This window comes from Kamptonema formosum PCC 10802 (genome assembly GCF_000332335.1).
Classification (GTDB): Bacteria; Cyanobacteriota; Cyanobacteriia; order Cyanobacteriales; family Oscillatoriaceae; genus Oscillatoria.
This window is the reverse complement of the sequence record NZ_KB235948.1, coordinates 6,717,836-6,738,079: the sequence shown is the minus strand read 5'-3', so window position 1 is coordinate 6,738,079 and position 20,244 is coordinate 6,717,836. Positions and strand designations below refer to the sequence as shown.

The following is a 20,244-nucleotide window of genomic DNA, read 5'->3' as shown; positions in this document are numbered from 1 at the left end:
ATGATCAAAAATAGGATGTACCGGCTCTCACTAACAAAACAGTGCTATGGACTTTAACCGCTATTTCACCAATGAGGAACTGGAATCAGTTCTGCAAGAATGGGCGAAGAACTATCCTGAATATGTGACTCTCAGCCAAACCGGCACCAGCTACCAGGGAAATCCGATTTGGCTGCTAACGCTCACCAATCGCGCCACGGGAGCAGATACAGAAAAACCGGCGGTTTGGCTGGATGCCAACATCCACGCCACAGAACTTGCCGGCACTACAACTGTATTGCATATCGCTGACAAATTGCTCACCGAATACGGACGCGACGATCGGATTACGCGCCTGCTTGACAACTGCACATTTTATGCAGTGCCGCGCATCAATCCAGACGGTGCGGCGCTGGCAATGTCTTCTGCGCCGCAATTTATTCGCTCCGGCGTGCGGGCGTATCCCTATGAGGAAAAAGCCGAAGGTTTGCACCGGCAAGATATAGATGGCGACAGTCGCGTCTTGCAAATGCGCGTCCCCGATCCAAACGGGGACTGGAAAATTAGTTCCCTCGACCCGCGCTTAATGGAAAAACGCGCCCCTGACGAACACGGACGCACCTATTATCGCATATTTCCTGAAGGTTTGATAGAAGATTTCGACGGCTATCTGATCAAAACTGCTCGCCCGCATGCGGGACTCGATTTCAACCGCAATTTTCCCTTCGAGTGGCGACCGGAAGCGGAGCAGGGTGGGGCGGGACCATATCCGGCATCTGAACCGGAAATCGAAGCGCTGGTAGATTTTATTGTAGCGCACCCCAATATCAACTTCGCGCTCACTTATCACACCTACAGTGGCGTAATCCTGCGCCCCCCCAGCACCCGACCTGACGAGGATATCGAAACCGATGACTTGCAGGTGTATAAGAAAATTGGCGAGCGCGGCTCCCAGCTGACCGGCTACCCCTGCCTTTCAGTATATCACGATTTCCGCTATCACCCCAAAGAAATTGTCACCGGCATTTTTGACGACTGGATGTACGATCATTTTGGTGCGTTTGCCTTCACGATTGAACTGTGGAACCCGCTGGAGCGAGCCGGTGTTAAAAATAGCAAGGTGTTGGATTGGGGGCGCGAGCACCCGCATGAGGAGGATTTAAAGGTTTTGCAGTGGTTCGACGAACATGTTGGGGAAGGCGCTTATGTGCCGTGGTATAATTATAATCACCCCCAATTAGGGCCGGTTGAGCTGGGCGGCTGGGACCCACTTTATACCTGGCGAAATCCCCCGCCTGCTTTCATGGGTGGGGAAGCAGCCCGCAATGCACCCTTTGCCTTAGCGCTGGCTGATATGTTACCGCACTTGTCGATTCACACTTTGGAGGTGACTTCTCTCGGCAATGACAATTACCGGCTAAACTTGGTGGTAGAAAACACCGGCTTTCTGCCCACTCACACCAGCCAGCAAGCCAAAAAACGCAAATCCGCCCGCCCTGTGCTTGTCGAATTGGAATTGCCCGAAGGGGTGACGCTGCTCACCGGCAAGCGGCGCACTGAGCTGGGTGATTTGGAAGGGCGAAGCAACAAACTGACGCTCGTTCAATTCGGTTTAGGTCACAGCTCCAGTACCGACAATCGCGCCCGCGCCGAGTGGGTGCTAAAGGTGACGGCACAGGCTAATATTAACATCATTGTGCGCAGCGATCGTGCCGGTGTGCTGCGGCGTGAAGTGCAGTTAGGGTAAAGAAAAGGGGTTGGGATAGCCGGTGCCCTTGTGCCAAGTCCTTTTGAGGCGCGATAAATCGCGTCTCAATCGCGTCTCAAACCGGCAAGTTATGCTATAAAAATAAACTGTTAGATTCAAACAAATCGAGAGGTGACTGTGGCTCGCAAACGCTTTATCATCGAAATGGGCATGGGAGTTGACCAGCATGGGCAAGAACCCACTGTCGCAGCAGCCCGGGCTGTGCGCAACGCCATCGCTCACAATGCTTTACCCGGCATTTGGGAAGTTGCCGGTTTGAGCCACCCCAATCAAATGATTGTGGAAGTGCAGGTAGCAGTGCCCTATCCGGAACAGGTGCGGCAAGATGAAGTGCTGGCTGTGCTGCCTTTCGGGCGCAAAACCCTCACCGTTGAAGCCGGCGGCATGGTGGTGCAGGGGCGGGCGATTGACGAGTTTAATGATAAAAATGACGAGATGCTAATCGCTGTTGCGGCGGTTACAGTTTGGGTGGAGACGGAGTAACTAGAATAAACTATCGACAATATGACAGAGCTGACGCTACCCGTACTGAAAACCGCCGCCCGAGATTTTCTTCAAGAATTGAGCGCTATGTCGATTCCCAACCTGTATGGCATTACAGATGCTAAAGCCGTAGGGACATATGTTGAACAGGCATTTCACCGGTATCTTGTAGCCCAATATTCTCACACACCAGGCAGCTCGGCGCTCGGTATCGATTTTCCCACATTAGAGGTAGACTTAAAGGTAACATCCATCCGACAGCCGCAGTCTTGATGTCCCTTTCGGGATGCCAGCCAGAAAGTGTACGGACTTGGCTATCATCTTCTCGTGTTCGTCTACGAAAAAAATGACGATTCTGTCTTAAGGGCTGCTCGATTGAACTTCCAGCACGCAATTTTTGTAGCGCGTGAGCGAACGGGAGATTACCAAACAACCTACGGCTTGAGAGAAATCCTGCGCCGGAATGGCAATCAGGATGATGTGGTTGCATTCCTTGAGGATCGCAACCTTCCTCTGGACGAGATTGGACGCGAACTGCTTGCGGAACGGATAATGGCGCAACCTCTGGCTCTAGGCTACCTCACTATTTCTAATGCGTTGCAGTGGAGGCTTCAGTACAGCCGAATCATCACTCTGGGAACCCTAGGTACAACTGAAGGATTGGAGAATCTTCTTGTCTAAACATTTCGGCGACTTTCAAACCCCACCGGCACTTGTAACCGCAGTCCTGGAATCTCTGGCAGCCCCCGGCACAATTTGGCCCAGAGTCCTCGAACCGGCTTGCGGTTGCGGAAACTTCATCACCGGCTTGCTCAATCTTACCACTCCCCCTCGCGAAATCCAAGGAATTGAGCTGCAAACAACTCATTTCCAAAGCGCCCAAAAACTTGCCGGTCAATCTCCCTCAACTCGTGTTATCATAAAAAATGACAAACTCTTCGCTCTGGATTTTCGCCGAGACTTGCGCTGGGAAACAACCGGCTCCCTTCTTGTTGTGGGAAATCCGCCGTGGGTGACAAACTCCCAGCTGGGAGTTGAGCGGAGTGCCAACCTCCCGCACAAGACAAATCTGAAACACCTGCGAGGGATTGAGGCGCTAACCGGCAGCTCAAATTTCGACATTTCCGAGTACATCTGGATAAAGCTGATTAGGGAACTCGCCCCGGAATATCCCACAATTGCCCTGCTTTGCAAAACATCTGTGGCGCGGAACGTCTTGCAGTTTGCCTTCGATACCGCACTGCCGGTGAAAAGCGCGTCTGTCCGAATGATTGACGCCAAAAAGTGGTTTGGGGCTGCGGTTAGCGCCTGCCTGTTTTGCGTAGAATTGGGTTCAGGAATACCGCAGTACGAAGCACCTGTATACCCGGATTTACACGCGACTGATCCAGAGTGTACTACCGGCATTGCCGGCACAAGTGTTGAATTCTGTCACAAAACTTTACATTTTAGCTTACATTTATCCTGCCCTGAGTAAAAATGCTTAGCCAGAGAGAAGTCGTTCTATCCAGTGGACATAGCTGATTTCTTGACACATACAACATTGAAGATAGCGGAGTTTATCTAGTAGCGTAGTCCCCCATTCTTTAGGAATATCTACTATCTTTAATATCAGGTAAGCTATCAGCGAAACATAAATTTGTATAGCTATACCATTTACATTTTTAGTAATCAGCTTATCCAACTTAAGGTGCATTTTAAGAAACTTCCATAGCAACTCTATGTGCCACCTATATTTGTAGATTTCCATAAGCTCTTCATCGGAGACTTCGGCCCGCTCCAAATTGGTGGCCAATCTATACTCAGCACGCTTTTCAAGATCGCAAAAGTTAACAACTCTATATATTCCTGAGTCCTTGCCTGTCCCAACTAGAAACTGCCCCTTATTTTCAGAAAATTGAAGTTTGTAGTTGTTAGGTATGCGCAAGACGAAATACTTGTTTGACTGCTGGGCGAGCCGTAAAAATTTTAAACTAGAAAAGCCCCGATCCATTACCCCTACACCGTTTGGGGGCAAACTAGCTAACATCTCTTTTCCATATCTGTAGTCAGAGTCGTATCCAAAATTTATTAAGTTTTCTTCTGGAACTCCTGTGGTTAAATTTAAGGAGCTAACAAGCTTGACTTGGTAGTATTCTTGCAGCCATAGCAATTTACTCGTTAGAGTAATGACAGTTGAATCAATAGGACACAGCTCATATTTTTGAAGGTCTTTTTGACGGCAAATTTCCTCATTAAGTTGTTGATAAAGTCTCAGAAATGGCTCTTGACTTCTGGACGCATTAGCTTTGGAGAAAGTTGAAATATCTAGCTCATAGCCAGTTCCATTTAGTCGCTTGAATATATCTCTCATACTGGTCAAGCTTTTATCCATTGCATAGCTCAACCATATGGACATAAACAAGCGGGTGTTAAGGACAGGATAATCATTTTTAGGCAAAGAAGCCAAACGATTTTGGACAATCTTAGAGAATGAGTTGAGCACAGGTTATTAACAGGATTGATTTGACCGTAGCCCAAATCATAGCACGTTTTGGGCGCTTTTTTTATGTCGAATTGTTAAGATTCAACACTTGTGCATTGCCGGCGGGCGGCTGGTTGCAAATCTCACAGCTTACAAGCGCTCAGCTTTTGCTGATGGAAATTGCCCGTTTACCTGGCGTCAAGGGCTGAAACACGACGCCGCACCCGTCATGGAACTGACCTGCGATTCATCGGGCTGTCTCCACAACAAGCTGGGCGAAACGGTTATCGCTGAACCTGAATATCTCTATCCCTTGGTCAAAAGTACGGATCTGTTTCACCAAGCAAATGTTAAGCCTCACAGGGCTGTAATCGTGACTCAGAAGCGCCTCGGGGATGACACGCACCAGTTGCAGCAGACTGCGCCTGGTTTGTGGAGTTACCTGACCGCACACGCCGGCATATTTGCGCGACGAAAGTCATCTATCTATCGGGGGAAGCCACCCTTCTCTATGTTTGGCATCGGAGACTATTCTTTCGCTCTCTACAAAGTCGCCATTTCGGGTTTGCACAAGATTCCCAGGTTTCGAGCTATCCAGCCGGTTGGTGGGCGTCCGGTTATGCTTGATGACACCTGTTACTTCATCGCTTGCTCTTCTCCAGAACAAGCTGCTTTCCTCACTTGTCTCCTGAACCACCCACTCTGTCTGGATCTTATCTATTCGCGGTTATTTTCAGATGCCAAGCGCCCGATTACCAAGAAACTGCTGCAGCGCATCGACCTGAAGGCAATTTTTGATAGAATTGAACTGCAGTCGCTGCTGTCTGGGGCTGAGGTTGAATTGGCAAAATTAGGGAATTTTGCAGAAATAAAACCTGTATGGCCTTCTTCATTAGAGGAACTTCTGGTTGAGCGAAAGCTAGACGCTGGGTCAAAACTTTGACGCCGCACTTGCGGCGCACTGCTGCGCTTCGGAAGCGGCTGTGCTATATGTTAGGGTGGAGACGGAGTAGGGGAGGTGCCGATGGCGGAAGCGAAAGTGCCCTCGCCTCTGCCGGTTCGCAGCGGTCAGTTGAGGTAAAATGTAGAAAGATAAGTAGAGGATAAAAAACGCCATATGCCAAAACACCCTCTCGCAGAAGTATTTGGGTTTCCCCCAGACAACCTCTCCCCAGAAGCCGAACGCTATCGGGGACACCGACTCTGCCCTTACAATAACAAGGTGCCGTCTTGCACCAAGGATAAAGCTAACGATCCGTTAGGAGTTTGCAGTGTGTTCGAGGGGGATAAAGTCGCGATTACCTGCCCAATTCGCTTCCGCCAGGATTGGATTATCGCAGACGATGCAGCTGCCTTTTTCTTTACCGAAAGGGCGACGTGGACTTCACTTACAGAAATCCGAATAAATGATAAACACGGACAGTCTGCCGGCAATATTGATGTAGTTCTGGTCGCTTACGACGACCGAGGGCGCGTGACGGATTTTGGCAGTTTGGAAATCCAATCAGTGTATATCTCTGGCAACGTGCGCCGGCCTTTTGAATATTACATGGAAGACCCAGCCAACCGCTCGAATATGGACTGGACAAAACAGAGAAACTATCCCCGTCCTGACTACCTCTCTTCTTCACGCAAGCGTCTGGCACCGCAGCTAATCTACAAAGGGGGAATCCTAAAAAGCTGGCAGAAGAAACAGGCTGTCGCTTTGCACAAAGGCTTTTACAGCACACTCCCGCCTCTCCCAGAGGTTGAGAAGCAAGAAGCAGATATGGCGTGGCTTATATACGACCTCACGCGCGATTCTGATAGAAACCGCTATCAGCTTACTCTGTCTCGAACAGTCTACACTCTGTTTCAACCGGCCTTAGAAAGAATTACCGCGCCGGAAGCTGGTTCAATAGACGACTTTATCGACCATTTGCAGGAAAAACTGGATGAAAGGTTAGATAACCCTCCAGATGCTCCCACATTACTAGACCTTTTGTAGCTTCAGGGTTTGAGATGCAGCAACTATCGCTTTTTGGGGACATTTCCCTCAACAAAATTACTAACGTCGCGTCAGTGCCCCAGCGCAGTCCTTTCCGATACCCAGGCGGGAAAACGTGGCTTGTACCGCGCATCAGGCAGTGGCTAGCCAGCTTGCCAGCGCCACCCGCTGAGTTTATTGAGCCTTTTGCTGGCGGCGGCAGTGTCAGCCTCACTGTTGCCTTTGAACGGCTAGCGAATCATGTAACAATGGTGGAGATTGATGAGCAAGTAGCAGCTGTTTGGCAGACCATTATTAACGGTGATGGTGAATGGCTGGCTCAAGAAATTGTGAGTTTTGATTTTTCGCCGATATCCGTAAAAGCTGCCTTGGGAAAAGATGCCTTAAGCTTGGGAGACAAAGCATTTCAAACAATTCTCAAAAACCGAATTCATCGCGGAGGTATTTTGGCGGCTGGAGCGGGCAGAATAAAAAGTGGAGAAAATGGGAAAGGAATCAAGTCACGCTGGTATCCAGAGACGCTGAGAAAGCGAATCGCAGATATTATAGCCGTGCGCGAACGCTTGACTTTTCTTCAGGGGGACGGAATGCGCCTTCTCTCGCAAAACGCCTGTCGCGCTGATGCCGCGTTCTTTATCGATCCGCCCTATACTGCTGCGGGAAAAAAGGCGGGAACTCGGCTCTACACCTATTCGGAAATCGATCACGAAGAACTTTTCCAAATTGCCAGCGCAATTGAGGGTGTTTTTCTAATGACCTACGATAATACGGAAGCTGTGAGGGATTTGGCACACAAGTACGGATTTGAAACCCGAGCTGTTGCCATGAAAAATACGCATCATGCGAAGATGACCGAACTGCTGATTAGTCGCAATTTGAATTGGTGCCGGTGACAATTATTATACCGCCGACTGATATCATGTCCGCTGGCATGGATTGTTATCTTTGTAGGGGCGGGGCTCACCCGAACTATTTGCGACACAACGAAGGGGTGAAATAAACCCGCCCCCTGCTATACAATAACCATGCTACCGGACTTGATATGACGAACAGCGAAAAACAAATAACAACCTCCCATGAAAAAACTAATCAATCACCCCTCAGACGTGGTGCGCGAAAGCCTGGAAGGCATGGCAGCCGCCCATCCCGACCTGATCCAAGTCCGCTTTGACCCAACGTTCGTTTACCGCACCGGCGCACCCGTCCAAGGCAAAGTCGCCCTCATCTCCGGCGGCGGCAGCGGACACGAACCCACGCACGCCGGCTTTGTGGGCACCGGCATGCTGGACGCCGCCTGTCCGGGTGAAGTCTTCACCTCCCCCACCCCCGACCAAATCCTAGAAGCCGCTCGCCAAGTAAACGGCGGTGCCGGCATCCTCAACATCGTCAAAAACTATTCCGGCGACGTGATGAACTTCGAGATGGCCGCCGAACTGGCTCACTCCGAAAGCATCCGGGTGCTCAATATCCTCATCGATGACGACACAGCCGTCAAAAACAGCCTATACACCCAAGGACGCCGGGGAGTCGGCACAACTGTTCTCGCGGAAAAAATCTGCGGCGCAGCTGCGGAAGCGGGTTATGACCTCAGCCGGCTGGCCGACCTCTGCCGCAAGGTGAACCTCAACGGGCGCAGTATGGGCGTGGCGCTCACCTCCTGCACCGTGCCGGCAATCATGCGCCCCACTTTTAACCTGGGTGAGGGTGAGATGGAAGTAGGGATTGGCATTCACGGGGAACCGGGATGCCAGCGCGTGCCGGTGAAATCCGCCGATGAAATTGCCGAAATGCTGGCGATTTCTATTATCGAGGATTCCGCCTACACCCGCACGGTGCGCGAGTGGGATGCGGACAGCGGCGAATGGGCAGAAGTGGAACTGACTGACCCGCCTTTCAATGCCGGTGATTCAGTTTTGGCGTTTGTCAACAGTCTGGGCGGCACTCCTCTTTCTGAACTGTACATCATCTATCGCAAATTAGCTCAAATCTGCGAAAAGAAACGGCTCAAGATTGTCCGCAACTTGATTGGGCCTTACATGACTTCTCTGGAGATGCAAGGGTGTTCCATCACCTTACTTAAAGTAGATGATGAGATGATTAAACTGTGGGATGCGCCGGTTTGGACGCCGGCGCTGCGCTGGGGAATGTGACGGTTTGTAGTGAGGGCTTTTTCCTCGTTTCCTCGTTCCGGGGCAGTCGCTTCGGAACTGCGCACACCGCCACATCAGAAAACTGTGTGGGGGCTGGGTCCGGCGGTAGGGCTAAAGCCCAACTACAAACACAATAAAGACGGGGAGGTTGGAAAATGGTGACAAAAGAGCAAATCTTGCGGTGGTTGCAAGCAACCGCAATCATTCTAGAACAAAATAAGGACTACCTGACCGAACTCGACGCCGCGATTGGCGATGCTGACCACGGCATCAACATGAACCGGGGTTTCCAAAAGGTTATCGCCCAGTTGCCGAGTGTTGCTGACAAGGATATCGGTACTGTCCTCAAAACTGTCAGCATGACGCTCATCTCTAATGTGGGGGGTGCCAGCGGGCCGCTTTATGGTACTTTCTTTCTGAAGGCTAGCGCAGCAGCTGCCGGCAAGCAGGAACTCACCGGCGAGGATATTTCCGCTCTCCTGCAAGCCGGTGTGGAGGGTGCCGCGCAGCGCGGCAAAGCGAATTTGGGCGACAAAACTATGCTCGACGCCCTCTCACCGGCAGCCAGCGCCTTCCAGCAAGCGATCGCTGCCGGTGCGAGCGTTCCAGAAGCATTGCAACAAGCCGTAGCCGCAGCAGAAGAGGGGATGAAAAACACTATTCCTCTGGTGGCGAAGAAAGGACGAGCCAGCTACCTGGGCGAGCGCAGTGCCGGCCATCAAGACCCCGGTGCCACTTCCGCTTATCTCATCCTCAAAACCCTGCTAGAAACACGCTAAGCGGAAAGCTGCTTGAGCGCAGAAACCCGGTTTCTCAAAGAAACCGGGTTTCTGGCCACCACAGGGAGCACAAATCATTTAGAACCGCTATATAAGAACAACCTCACCCCCTACCCCCCCACCCGGTCCGGGAAAGGGCGGACAGGAGAAAGATGACCACCGCAATCAGCGATTCTCGTCTTCCAGGACGCACTTATACCCTGTAACGCCCTTCCTGCAAGCGACACACGGCTGTATCTAATTTGGCCCTGCTATCTAGCCATCCTTTGAAAAGGCCAAATATCTCTCCCATAATTGTGAAGGATTGCAACAATAATTAAGCAAGCGTTAAAATTGCGCCGGCCTATTGACAGAGCCTGAAGACTGGAGAAATAATCGATACAGGTGCGTCAGGAGCCGGTGGGAGCCTGAGGCTCGCGAACGTGAATTAACCTGAGAATGCAATTGCTATGACTTTCAGAATTTTGAGTTTTGATGGCGGGGGAATTCGGGGCGTACTCTCTGCCCGAATCCTTAAAGAAGTTGAGCGGCAAATCAAGGAAAAGACGGGCCAAGACCTGCACCAATACTTTCACATGATTGCCGGCACTTCCACCGGCTCAATTTTAACTGCAGGAGTGGCCAAAAAACTGCATACTGACCAAATAATTGAGTTATACAAAAAATACGGAGCGAGTATCTTTCCCTCTAAATTTAGAGTGCCATTCCTGACCAATCTAAAAGAGGGAGTCGTTCCCGGCAAGGGCTACAAATACTCTCATGAGGGACTGGAAAATGCCTTAAAGGAGCAGTTTGGAGATACTCCAATCAGCCAAATCGAAAGTCCAATTATATTGATTCTTGCCTACGACACACTGTATCGCAACACGACCTTTTTTACCAACTGCCATCCTGACCTTGGATCGCGGTGGTTCGATCCCATTCCCTTGTGGAAGATATGTGTCTGCTCCTCATCCGCTCCAACTTTCTTTCCTCCTTATCAATTAGAGTCACAGAAAGAAATTGGACAGTGGTTCTTCCCGCATATCGACGGGGGAGTCTCTGCCAACAATCCCTCTCTGGCTGCCATCAGCCAAGCTCTCAGTATCAGCCAGTCAAAAGATGTCCCTGAAGAGGTGAAACAGAAATACAAGCTTAACAACGTCCAATTGCAAGATATTTCTCTCCTTTCTATCGGGACGGGGCAGTCTGGCAATCCATTCACTTACGAGGAAGTAAAGGGCTGGAGTGTTCTGCGTTTGGTGAGCCATCTGGTTGATATCTTTATGGAGCCAAAAGGGGAGATTGATAGCAGAATTTGCCAGCTGCTTATGGGCGGACTGGAGTCAGATCGCTACTTGCGGCTTCAGTTTGAACTCAATGAGAAATTTGCAGCAAAACCAGGGGAGACTTGGCAAGACGCTCGCGTGCGATTGGCGGAAAAGGATCGAAAAAATAAGTTTACAAACAAACCCCTCACGGAAGAAATGGATAAGGTTGAAGCAATTGACTCGCTGATTGAAGCTGCGGAAGCTTTCCTTGACACTGGCCGCACTTATTATACGAGAGCCAATACTTTGTCCGCGAAAGCCATTGATGGCCCGCCGGTAAAAGAAGCAATCGCCAAGTTTATTGACGCCAACTAGAAGAACCCCACCCCCCCACCCCCTCCCCGCAAGCGGAGAGGGGGAGTGAGAGGGGTTTTTCGCGCCTCGGAAAAAGAGGTGGGGTGCGTTCCGCATCGTTGATTCCCCATCCTGGGGTGCGTGTTCAAGCGGAACGCAGCCTACATGCGCAGACTACCGGCACCTCGCTGGTATATCTCCCGCGCCCAGTCAGTCCAAACCCCCTGCCCCCAGTAGCGGAAACAGCTGGTTTGCAGCAACAGGTTGTGCAGCAGCGCCTGCCGGTAGCGCGATTCCCCGGTAATGCTTTCGTCTGACTCCACCAAGGAATCGAATGTTTGGTGGAACAGAGCGCTCAGCTCATTCATGGGAGTCAAAACATTTTCGTATCCCTTCACCCAACTGAGATGATTTGTCCAAGACGCCCCATCGACATGAAAATTTGGGTTTTCCCGCTGCAATTCTTGAATGGCATTATCTACCGTTTCTGGCGTGCAATTATCAGGCGCAACTCGCTCCCAGATTTTGTGCTGCCCGATAGGTTGACAAGCGGGATACTCATCTGGTATACTTCCGGCAGCTTCAATCAGTTCCAGGTATTCCGTGCCGGTGAGCCCGACAGTGCCGGATTTCCCCCCGCCCTGACGCGCCACTTCATGCCAAGCTTGTTTGAAGCCGCTGGGAAACTCATTCATCATCACGCCGCCATTTTCCCCATCCCCAATTTGGGTCACTAATGGGGGGACGGAAACCGCACCCAACTGCTGCCGGCACAGGGTTTTCGCCTCGTAGTAAGGCTGCATCTGAGCCACCAGTTTGGTGTCGGAACCCTGGGTTTTAATCAGGGCGGTGATGCTGGCAGTTTCCCCGTGGGAATTGCGGGCGACGAGCCGGTGGGGCAAGTGTTTGTATCCGAGGGGTTCGCCGGTGAGGGTTCCCACAGAATGCTCTTGAACCAGCAGCCAGCGGTAGCCACACTCTTTGAGGGCTTTGACAAATTCAAACAGGGTGTCGGGGTGATTGGGGAGGTGCATTTCTGGGGGAGAAAACCCCTTGACGCGAGCCAGCGCTTCCCAGCCAAAAATTGCCGCAAAGTGGTGTTGCCAAGCTTGAATGTGCAGTTTAATATCGGGAATAGGGGTCGAGGGAACAACGGCGTGGCTCCACATCGTCCCCAACCACTCGACATAAGGCTGGTAAGCTGGATCGCAGGTGATGCGCTTGAGGTTTTCCAGGATATCTCCGCGCCCCATTTGCCGCAACCCCCAGAGGAGATTGCCGGAATAATCCAGCATGACGCGGGGATTGCAGCCGGTGGCGACAAGTTCGGGAATGAACTCTGCTATGCGGCTGTAGCACCAGGCAAACACACCGGCATTGTATTTATGTTCGTCGCTTCCCCGTTCCAACATGTACTGGAGGTTGCTAATTAGTTCGCCGTTGTGTCCAGCGGGAATAGTCGGCTGGTGCATGTGCAGGGCGATGGCAAAACCGGCAGTTATATCTTCTAAGCGAATATTCGTTTTGTGCAAGAATACGGGGTCGCTGTTTTGCGTTACAGAAGCCACCTGTTTTTCCCACCCGCAAATATTGGGAAGTCCGTCAGGGATTTCCGGCAAAACCGGCAGGTTAGGGAGTTGAGTTGAGGATATCATACAGAGTTATTAGAGGATAGCTGTTCGCTGTGATACCTGACGCCCCACTCGTGCATGGCGTCAAGAATGGGTTTGAGCGTTTCCCCCAGCGGTGTCAGGGAGTATTCCACCTTGGGCGGGACTTGCAAGTAGACGTGCCGGTGAATCAGTCCATCTTCCTCCATCTCCCTCAGCTGCTGGGTGAGCATCTTCTGGGTGATTCCGCTCAGCGCCCTGTGCAGTTCGCCAAACCGCTTCACGCCCCCGAACAGCTCTCTCAATATTAGCACCTTCCAGCGCCCGCCAATCACCCGCAGCGTGGTTTCCACCGCACAGCTGAGTCGGGTGTGGCTTTCCGTTTTGGCTGACATAGTATCTTTTTGGTAAGTATCTTACTTTTAAGTGCATACTTTTCATTTTAGCCTTACCTGTTCTAAAGTTTGAATAGTAGCAACCGGCTCTCAAGGAGAGAAGACGATGATTACGGTACGCAAAGCCGAAGAACGCGGACACGCCAATCATGGCTGGCTGAACACCTATCACACTTTTTCTTTCGCCAACTATTATGACCCCGCGCACATGGGATTTCGGGATTTGCGGGTGATTAATGAAGATTGGGTGCAAGCCGGCATGGGTTTTGGCACCCACCCGCACAGGGATATGGAAATCATCTCTTATGTGCTGGATGGGGCGCTGGAGCACAAAGACAGTCTGGGGAACGGTTCTATTATTCGTCCCGGTGACGTGCAGCGGATGAGTGCCGGCACCGGCATCACCCACAGCGAGTATAACCCCTCCCCCTCGGAGCCGGTGCATCTCCTGCAAATCTGGATTCTGCCGGCAGAAAAAGGGCTGCCCCCCAGTTACGAGCAAAAAATGTATTCCGCAGAGTCAAAGCGCGGCGTTTTCCGGCTGATTGCTTCTCGCGACGGCAGGGATGGCTCGGTGACGGTCCATCAAGATATGGATCTGTACGCCACCGTGCTCAGTGCGGGAGAGCGGGCTGTGCGGGCTCTCCGCCCCGACCGGCATGCGTGGGTGCAAGTGGCGCGGGGGGAAATTGCGCTCAACGGCGCGGTTCTGAAAGCCGGTGACGGGGCGGCAATTAGCGAGGAAAGCCGGCTGGCGGTGGAGGCCAAAGACACCGCAGAGGTCCTGCTGTTTGATTTGGCGTAAAAAAGTAGGGTGCGGAACGCGCGAGAGTACGGCACCGGCACCCTTCCCGGCACCGGCACCGTACTCTTCCCATCTGGCGGGGGCGGGTTTACAGACATGCTTTTATTACCAGCAAACATCTGGAATGAACCCGCTCCTGCCATCGGGAGCATCCCACTTTTGTATGCCGGCGAATTTTGCCCAATCAGTCGCACCGGCATCTCTACCAGTATTCACCGCCGCGAACCGGCCCTTTTACATCTGTCTTATAAGAGGTTTACATCGGCTTCCTGATTAATTAGTATCCCACACATATTTTTTGGCTTCTGTCAACCCTGTTTGGCAAAGATTTCTTAAAGAAAATCCCTGTTCTATGATGTTAATGTAAAGCTGTGCCCCAACAAGGCCTGAAAACGCTCTCGCCGGCTGTGCTCCTGCTCATGGGGGCGACGGCCAATTCATCCTCGCCGCCGCGCACCTGATGCTAGTCTATCGCTTGTGGCGAGCGTTGCTACCCGCTCCTAAGAAAGCCGGTTGGGGCATACCCTATTGCAAGGACAGGCGAAACGCCGGTCCTGCGTTGTTTGAATGCCGGTAATAGCCCTACCCGCGCCGGGTACAATCGCTGGAACTCCCGTTTTTACGCCTTTTTCGGCGCTCGCCCCCGAAAGCTCCCAGAACGATGAAACCAGGTTTTCCAGAACAGATAGCTTGACGGGGCATTTTTACAGGCTATCTTTAAACGGATATTAGGGCCAATACCTCGCGGCTATAGGTGCCGGTGATGCCAATCGACACCGCAGCGGCTGAAGAGGTGACGCGCACGCGCCGGTGGCCACAGACGGCATTGTTTGCCAATCTGCCTTACTTCTTTACAGTTTGTTACACGGATTTAAGATTAATTTACAAAAAAAAGGTGGAAACCTTTTGACGGGCACCTGTCGGAAGGAATAGAGTAGGTATGTCGAAAGATAGAGGGCAGTTGTTCTTAATCAGACCAAAACCCAAGTGTTTCCTCTGTCTGCAGGTTCACGCCATACCCAGGTAAAGGAGTATCAGCTTGAATTCTCTGGCATCAACGCAAACAGAGCGCCGCGCTCGCCGGTCAGAACTGGCCAAAATATTTTGGCAGCACTGGCAGCAATATCGAGATTATCTTTATCGTTGCTGCATTAAGTGGATGGGCAACCCAACCGACGCCGAAGATGCGCTGTCACGGGCGATGCTGAAGGCTGGGGAAAAGGTGCAAAAGTATGCGGCGGTGGAAATAACTAATTTTAAGGCATGGCTGACCAGCCTGACAAAAAATCTGTGCGTGGACATTCATCGCGAACGCGCTCGCGGCGCGAATAGAGTTGAGAATATAGAAGTGTACGCCTCTAGCGAGGGAGAAGAACTGGTTTCCCCGGACGAGACGCCAGAAAGCGCTTTGGAGGCGGACGAGAAAAAGATTGTGATTCGCCGCGCCATAGAGAATTTACCTCCCCGTCTGCGCGAGACGTTTATCCCCCACTATTATAAGGATCTGTCTCATCTTGAGATTGCCCAAAAGCAAGGGATTTCTTACCAGAAGGTCTGCAAGCGCATCTCCCAGGCGCGAAAGATTCTGCGAGAGGAGTTGAAGGCATATTTTATCGACGACGATGCTCCTGGGACGGATTCACCGGTTCCCTTGGCAGCAACGGAGTCTGCAATCGAGGAAAAGTCCCAGGGGAATGGGGGAGTTGAACTGAGGATGGTGCCTGTAGCAGGGAGACAGGTTATTTTCCCCAACCACACCCTAGAAGAACAACTCGTGTGCGCTGACGATGCTGAGCGAATCTTGGTTTATGAGGTGACTAAGAGCACCCTACCTGTCAGCCTCTACAGGGGAACAGTTAAGCTCTCCGAAGTGAGTCCTGGAGTCACCAAGGTGAACTATGACAGCGTGTTTATCCCTGTGGGAGGGAAAGATCGCCAGCAAGTTCCAGCCGAGATTGAACAGATATTCAAAGCTCGATTTGAATGGTTTAAATCGAAGTTCAACACCAAGAATTAGAGGCTAGAGGTGAGGGGCAAGAGGCGAGAGCCCAGAGGGCTCAGTTCGCAATTACTCTCCCCGTCGATAAGAGCGATCTAACCAGTCTACCATCCGTTATCTAGTAAGAAGGAAAAATTTCATGAGCAGCGGTGCAAATGTGACAGGTATTGTGAGATCACCCATTAACAAGGTATGGGATCTATTTAGGGCTTTTGGTGCAGAAAACTTAAAATGGTGGCACATTTATGAATACCTGCACCTAGATCCCCTGGGAAAGATGAGGTTGGGGCTGTGCGCTCGTTTAAAACTAAGGCGGGACGCGAATACAAAGAGCGTCTTGAACTGCCCGATGACCAGAACCACGTGCTAAAGTATTCGCTGGTGGAAGCAAAGCCAAGCGCACTCAACCTCAAGAGCATCATGACCACGGTGGAAATGTCTGCCAAGAGCCAGACGGAAACTATTGTTCATTGGTCAGCCGAACTAGATGTCGGTCAGGTGTTTGCTGGACAAATTGTCATCGCTCAGGAGAAAGCTTATAAGGAAGCGATCGCCTTCCTTGACGCTCATTTTAATCCCAGTTTTGGCAAGTTAGAAGTTGAACTGAGCAGCGGGAGCAATCTGATCCGACCCAGCTTGTTTTCGCCCGATCCCTATGCTGTCATCGATCTTGACGACAGCAAGCCACAAAAATCGAAAGCTCGGTTTAATACTCTTAACCCCTTGTGGGATCAAAATTTCACCTTTGATGTAGTGAACCCTGCGGGTAAACTGCGGTTAAGTGTCTGGGATGCCAACCTCGGTCGAGATGATTTTATGGGTCATGCAGAGGTGAATCTGCAAGAATTGAAATCAGGGGAGAAAATACGCAAACAGCTAAAGCTACAAGGTGTGGAGCATGGAGAGATTGTTGTCTCCTTGCTGCTAGAACTCGAAGCTGAGGAAAAACTATCTGCCACTCAAAAGATGCAGCAGAAGCTAAAAGAAGGGCTTCCTGTCCTGCTGCAGGTGCTGGAAGATATTAAAAATCAAGTCGTGCTAGTGACGCAGCAGCAGGCACTGGGTGGCGATCAAAAGTATGAATATCAAAAGTATCCGCGCCGCAAAGATTCACCCGACCTACCCCTGGAAGATTTTCCGCACATGGTAAAAGGTCTGCCCTCAGGTCAGGCATTGCCGCCTGAGAAGCTGGGATTATTTGCAAAGCGGATGGCTGAGTATGTTTACTCTGAAGTAGGATTGCGTCAACAGCTAGAGAAGATTGTGCAGGATGGTGGCGATCCTTGGACAGCTTACTATGCCAAGTGGATTCCTTCGCCGGTGCAGATTCCCCAGATTTGGAAGGATGATGTTGAATTCTGCCGCCAACTGATTCAAGGGGTCAATCCCATGTACATTACCCTCTGTACAGACGCATCCGCCATCCCGCAGGAGATGCTCAATCTGACCGCTCAGGGCAAATCTATTCAGGAGCTAATCGCTGAAAACCGGCTGTTCATGGTGGATTACGGGGATCTAGAGGACATTCCTCAACTTGACGGTAAGGTGTTCTACGCCCCCTACCTGTTGGTATACCGAGAACTGCTCGATGGTGGCAAGTCGCGGCTTAACATGGTTGGCATCCAGTTAACTCGCCACAAAGACCGCAAGAATGAGGTTTACACCCCCAACTCGCCCTATCCCAACAAGTATCTGCTGGCGAAGATTCACACAGCCTGTGCTGACGACCAACTTCACCAATTTGTCGTCCACTTGGGCATGACACACCTGGTTGTGGAACCTTTTGTTATTAGCCATCACAACGCTTTCCCCAAGGATCACCCCATAGGTATCCTGCTGAAGCCACACTTGCAAGAAACTATCGGCATAAACTACCTAGCTCGTCAGACTTTGATTGCTAAAGAAGTGCCCTTTACTGACAAAACGTTTGCCACCGGTACAGCTGGGGGATTGCAGTTATTCTGGAAGGCATGGAAGAAGTGGGACTTTTTTGGTATGAGCTTCCCGCAACAGCTGTTGGCGCGGGGATTTGACGAGCAGGGTTCGGATGGGGTAGAAGACTTCTTCTTCCGAGAGGATGGTTACAAGATTTGGAATGCACTGACTGAGTACGTTGGCAATGTGGTAGCGGCTGTGTACAAAGACGATGCCGCCGTAGCAGCAGATAAAGCTATACAAGATTGGGCAGCGGAAACTGCCGATCCCGAACGGGCAGCCGTTCCAGGCTTTCCTGCTAAAATTGAAACGCGGGATTTGCTGGTAAACAGCCTGACAAACATTATCTTTCTAGCCAGCGCCCACCATTCGGCAATCAACTTCTCCCAGTACCAATACCTGGGGTATGTGCCAAACCGACCTAACGTCCTGTTCAAGGGTGTGCCTGAAACTGAAGGGGATATCACTCTTGAATACATTTTGAGCGCATTGGCGAACTTTCCTGATGGCCACTTCCAGGTCTTTTTCTCCAACCTTCTTTCCACCCCATCTCTGCATCCACTGTCAGATTTGCCTGAAAATCATTTGTTCCCCGAAATCCACGCTGCTTTTATAGGCAAACTCAATGATATAGCAGCGGAGATTGAGGAACGGAACAAAAAGCTGGAACAGGAGGGTAAGATTCCCTATCCATACCTGTCGCCCAAGCAAATTGCCTCCAGCATTGATACTTGAGGTTCTTTTCCGCTAATTCTCAGTTCTAGCAGTAGGGCTGGCCATGCCCGCCCTACGCCCATTCTCTGTGCAACAGAAGCATCAGTGAGAAGCAATAGTCCGGTCTATTGCAGCAAAAAACAGAATCCTGAAATAAGTACGAACTTAAAAATCGCTGAAAACCCAATGACCTCGGCGATCGTCTTAAAGAAGATGTAAGGGCGAAAAATAGACAGTCGGATTTCGTTCTAATCCAAATCCCAACTAAAGGTTAGGCAAACTTAAAAATTCACTTGGCAGGGAGTACCATGACTTTCAAAATTCTCACTCTAGATGGCGGCGGCATCCGTGGAGTTTTATCGGCTACAATTCTCAAGCAGGTAGAAACGACACTGAAAGAAAAGACAGGGAAGAAACTGCATGAATATTTCGACTTGATTGCTGGCACATCCACTGGCTCAATTCTGGCGGCTGGGATTGCCTGTCAGATGGACGCCCAGCAAATGATTGATATCTACCTAAAACAGGGAAAAAATATCTTCCTAGACTCGGTACGCCAGCAGCGAAAATGGCCAATTGGGCTTATTGAGCAAGCGATGGGAAGCCATCTGTTATACCCCCACGCAAAGGGAGAGCAGGGTTTGGCTACAATATTGCAGAAACAATTGATTCACCCGGAGTTAGGATCTCCAAAAATTTGCGAGATAACTAAACCCTATATTCTGATTCTTGCTTATGACGTTTATTCCCGAAACACAACGTGGTTTGCCAATAACCCTGCCGATGCAGGAGCATGGTATGACAATATCGATTTATGGAAAATATGCACCGCTTCATCGTCAGCACCCACATATTTTCCCCCTTATGAACTCCCCTATAACGCGGAGCAAAGTCTCCCTCATATCGATGGGGGTGTGTCGGCTAATAACCCATCGTTAGTCGCGATAGCCCATGCCTTATTTATCGAAGAACAGAACGGATTAGATTTGAATAATCTTGCTGTTCTATCCATTGGAACTGGCAAGACTACTCGTCCCTACAGCTATAAAGAGATATGCGGCTGGGGACAGCTGGGCTGGGCTCAGCATCTAGCCGATATGTTCCTGAATCCTTCTGCGAAAAATTCAGGAGATATCTGTAACCAAATTATGGAAAGTGTGGGGAGCAGTTATCTGCGTTTGGATTTCGATCTAAACGAGCGATTGAAAGGAGAACGACAAGACAAACGCTTGCGGCCATTGCTAGACAAGCCCTATAACAAATACATTGCCGAAGTGAAAAATTTGAAAAAAGAAGTCAGCGAAGAGATCGACAATCCGGAGAATTGTCAAGACCTGATGGAGGCGGCTGAATGCTATCTTCAATGCGGCCAAGTCTATTATAAGAAATCAAAGGATGTTCCAGTTTTAGATGCCATTCAACAATTTATCGACGCCCATCCTGATTAAGCCTTCAAGGATGGGCAGGCGATCGCCTCTTTATCTTTCTTGAAATTGACACAACTTTCAAAAAGTGGAGAGAGATCAACCCCTTCTTTAATTCATATCATGTCCGGTGGAACTGTTGTGGTAT

18 protein-coding genes and 1 pseudogene are annotated in these 20,244 nt (G+C 50.6%); 16 read left to right on the top strand and 3 right to left on the bottom strand.

Features of this window, described 5'->3' with window-relative positions; genetic code table 11:
- The first annotated feature begins 46 nt into the window (after positions 1-46).
- From OSC10802_RS0129680 to OSC10802_RS42430, 4 genes and pseudogenes are all read left to right on the top strand, one after another.
- Complete coding sequence (locus OSC10802_RS0129680) at positions 47-1,726, top strand: M14 family metallopeptidase (RefSeq protein ID WP_017720416.1); 1,680 nt, start codon at positions 47-49, stop codon at positions 1,724-1,726.
- 138 nt (positions 1,727-1,864) lie between these two features.
- Positions 1,865-2,230, top strand: a complete 366-nt coding sequence (locus OSC10802_RS0129675; RefSeq protein ID WP_026098930.1) for a Lin0512 family protein — start codon at positions 1,865-1,867, stop codon at positions 2,228-2,230.
- Between the two features lie 21 nt (positions 2,231-2,251).
- Positions 2,252-2,911, top strand: a pseudogene (locus tag OSC10802_RS57235) (type II restriction-modification system restriction endonuclease).
- Complete coding sequence (locus tag OSC10802_RS42430) at positions 2,904-3,707, top strand: class I SAM-dependent methyltransferase (RefSeq protein WP_052334343.1); 804 nt, start codon at positions 2,904-2,906, stop codon at positions 3,705-3,707. The pseudogene OSC10802_RS57235 and the gene OSC10802_RS42430 overlap by 8 nt, the downstream one beginning before the upstream one ends.
- A 6-nt stretch (positions 3,708-3,713) precedes the next feature.
- On the opposite strand, the gene OSC10802_RS0129660 is transcribed toward OSC10802_RS42430, so the two are convergent.
- Complete coding sequence (locus OSC10802_RS0129660) at positions 3,714-4,715, bottom strand: IS4 family transposase (protein WP_044170228.1); 1,002 nt, start codon at positions 4,713-4,715, stop codon at positions 3,714-3,716.
- Between the two features lie 88 nt (positions 4,716-4,803).
- Here OSC10802_RS0129660 and OSC10802_RS42425 point away from each other — a divergent pair, with 88 nt between their 5' ends.
- From OSC10802_RS42425 to OSC10802_RS0129625, 6 genes are all read left to right on the top strand, one after another.
- On the top strand, positions 4,804-5,637 hold the full coding sequence (locus OSC10802_RS42425) for a hypothetical protein (RefSeq protein WP_052334342.1): 834 nt from the start codon (positions 4,804-4,806) through the stop codon (positions 5,635-5,637).
- A gap of 174 nt (positions 5,638-5,811) precedes the next feature.
- Positions 5,812-6,681, top strand: a complete 870-nt coding sequence (locus OSC10802_RS0129650; RefSeq protein WP_017720411.1) for a NotI family restriction endonuclease — start codon at positions 5,812-5,814, stop codon at positions 6,679-6,681.
- A 14-nt stretch (positions 6,682-6,695) separates the two neighbouring features.
- Complete coding sequence (locus OSC10802_RS0129645) at positions 6,696-7,574, top strand: DNA adenine methylase (RefSeq protein ID WP_026098929.1); 879 nt, start codon at positions 6,696-6,698, stop codon at positions 7,572-7,574.
- 183 nt (positions 7,575-7,757) lie between these two features.
- Positions 7,758-8,831 carry a dihydroxyacetone kinase subunit DhaK gene (dhaK, locus tag OSC10802_RS0129640; protein WP_017720409.1) on the top strand — a complete coding sequence of 358 codons (1,074 nt, stop codon included), beginning with the start codon at positions 7,758-7,760 and terminating at the stop codon, positions 8,829-8,831.
- 155 nt (positions 8,832-8,986) lie between these two features.
- A complete protein-coding gene (gene dhaL / locus OSC10802_RS0129635) occupies positions 8,987-9,610 on the top strand; it encodes a dihydroxyacetone kinase subunit DhaL (RefSeq protein WP_017720408.1) in 624 nt (207 codons plus the stop codon).
- Between the two features lie 449 nt (positions 9,611-10,059).
- Entirely contained in the window at positions 10,060-11,235 is a 1,176-nt protein-coding gene (locus tag OSC10802_RS0129625; protein WP_017720407.1) for a patatin-like phospholipase family protein, read from the top strand.
- 140 nt (positions 11,236-11,375) lie between these two features.
- On the opposite strand, the gene OSC10802_RS0129620 is transcribed toward OSC10802_RS0129625, so the two are convergent.
- Complete coding sequence (locus OSC10802_RS0129620; protein WP_017720406.1) at positions 11,376-12,869, bottom strand: polysaccharide deacetylase family protein; 1,494 nt, start codon at positions 12,867-12,869, stop codon at positions 11,376-11,378.
- Positions 12,866-13,219: a winged helix-turn-helix transcriptional regulator gene (locus OSC10802_RS0129615; RefSeq protein ID WP_017720405.1), complete on the bottom strand. Its 354-nt coding sequence runs from the start codon at positions 13,217-13,219 to the stop codon at positions 12,866-12,868. The genes OSC10802_RS0129620 and OSC10802_RS0129615 overlap by 4 nt, the downstream gene beginning before the upstream one ends.
- A 106-nt stretch (positions 13,220-13,325) precedes the next feature.
- On the opposite strand from OSC10802_RS0129615, the gene OSC10802_RS0129610 reads away from it, so the two are divergent.
- The 6 genes from OSC10802_RS0129610 to OSC10802_RS0129590 all read left to right on the top strand — a co-directional run bounded on the left by OSC10802_RS0129610 (position 13,326) and on the right by OSC10802_RS0129590 (position 20,120).
- Positions 13,326-14,024 carry a pirin family protein gene (locus OSC10802_RS0129610; RefSeq protein ID WP_017720404.1) on the top strand — a complete coding sequence of 233 codons (699 nt, stop codon included), beginning with the start codon at positions 13,326-13,328 and terminating at the stop codon, positions 14,022-14,024.
- 9 nt (positions 14,025-14,033) lie between these two features.
- On the top strand, positions 14,034-14,297 hold the full coding sequence (locus tag OSC10802_RS51510) for a hypothetical protein (protein WP_155968574.1): 264 nt from the start codon (positions 14,034-14,036) through the stop codon (positions 14,295-14,297).
- Positions 14,298-14,787: 490 nt separating this feature from the next.
- Positions 14,788-14,934, top strand: a complete 147-nt coding sequence (locus OSC10802_RS53400; RefSeq protein ID WP_198525217.1) for a hypothetical protein — start codon at positions 14,788-14,790, stop codon at positions 14,932-14,934.
- 129 nt (positions 14,935-15,063) lie between these two features.
- Positions 15,064-16,041, top strand: a complete 978-nt coding sequence (locus OSC10802_RS45495) for a sigma-70 family RNA polymerase sigma factor (RefSeq protein ID WP_017720402.1) — start codon at positions 15,064-15,066, stop codon at positions 16,039-16,041.
- A gap of 273 nt (positions 16,042-16,314) precedes the next feature.
- The gene (locus OSC10802_RS0129595) at positions 16,315-18,693 is read left to right on the top strand and encodes a lipoxygenase family protein (protein WP_017720401.1); all 2,379 of its coding nucleotides are present in this window, start codon (positions 16,315-16,317) and stop codon (positions 18,691-18,693) included.
- Positions 18,694-18,980: 287 nt separating this feature from the next.
- A complete protein-coding gene (locus OSC10802_RS0129590) occupies positions 18,981-20,120 on the top strand; it encodes a patatin-like phospholipase family protein (RefSeq protein ID WP_017720400.1) in 1,140 nt (379 codons plus the stop codon).
- Positions 20,121-20,244: the final 124 nt, after the last annotated feature.

Coding starts and splice junctions, on each gene's coding strand:
- OSC10802_RS0129610 (WP_017720404.1), top strand. CDS start 13,326: ATGATTACGGTACGCAAAGCCGAAGAACGCGGACACGCCAATCATGGC.
- dhaK (WP_017720409.1), top strand. CDS start 7,758: ATGAAAAAACTAATCAATCACCCCTCAGACGTGGTGCGCGAAAGCCTG.
- OSC10802_RS0129615 (WP_017720405.1), bottom strand. CDS start 13,219: ATGTCAGCCAAAACGGAAAGCCACACCCGACTCAGCTGTGCGGTGGAA.
- OSC10802_RS0129645 (WP_026098929.1), top strand. CDS start 6,696: ATGCAGCAACTATCGCTTTTTGGGGACATTTCCCTCAACAAAATTACT.
- dhaL (WP_017720408.1), top strand. CDS start 8,987: ATGGTGACAAAAGAGCAAATCTTGCGGTGGTTGCAAGCAACCGCAATC.
- OSC10802_RS0129650 (WP_017720411.1), top strand. CDS start 5,812: ATGCCAAAACACCCTCTCGCAGAAGTATTTGGGTTTCCCCCAGACAAC.
- OSC10802_RS0129620 (WP_017720406.1), bottom strand. CDS start 12,869: ATGATATCCTCAACTCAACTCCCTAACCTGCCGGTTTTGCCGGAAATC.
- OSC10802_RS0129590 (WP_017720400.1), top strand. CDS start 18,981: ATGACTTTCAAAATTCTCACTCTAGATGGCGGCGGCATCCGTGGAGTT.
- OSC10802_RS0129625 (WP_017720407.1), top strand. CDS start 10,060: ATGACTTTCAGAATTTTGAGTTTTGATGGCGGGGGAATTCGGGGCGTA.
- OSC10802_RS53400 (WP_198525217.1), top strand. CDS start 14,788: ATGCCAATCGACACCGCAGCGGCTGAAGAGGTGACGCGCACGCGCCGG.
- OSC10802_RS0129680 (WP_017720416.1), top strand. CDS start 47: ATGGACTTTAACCGCTATTTCACCAATGAGGAACTGGAATCAGTTCTG.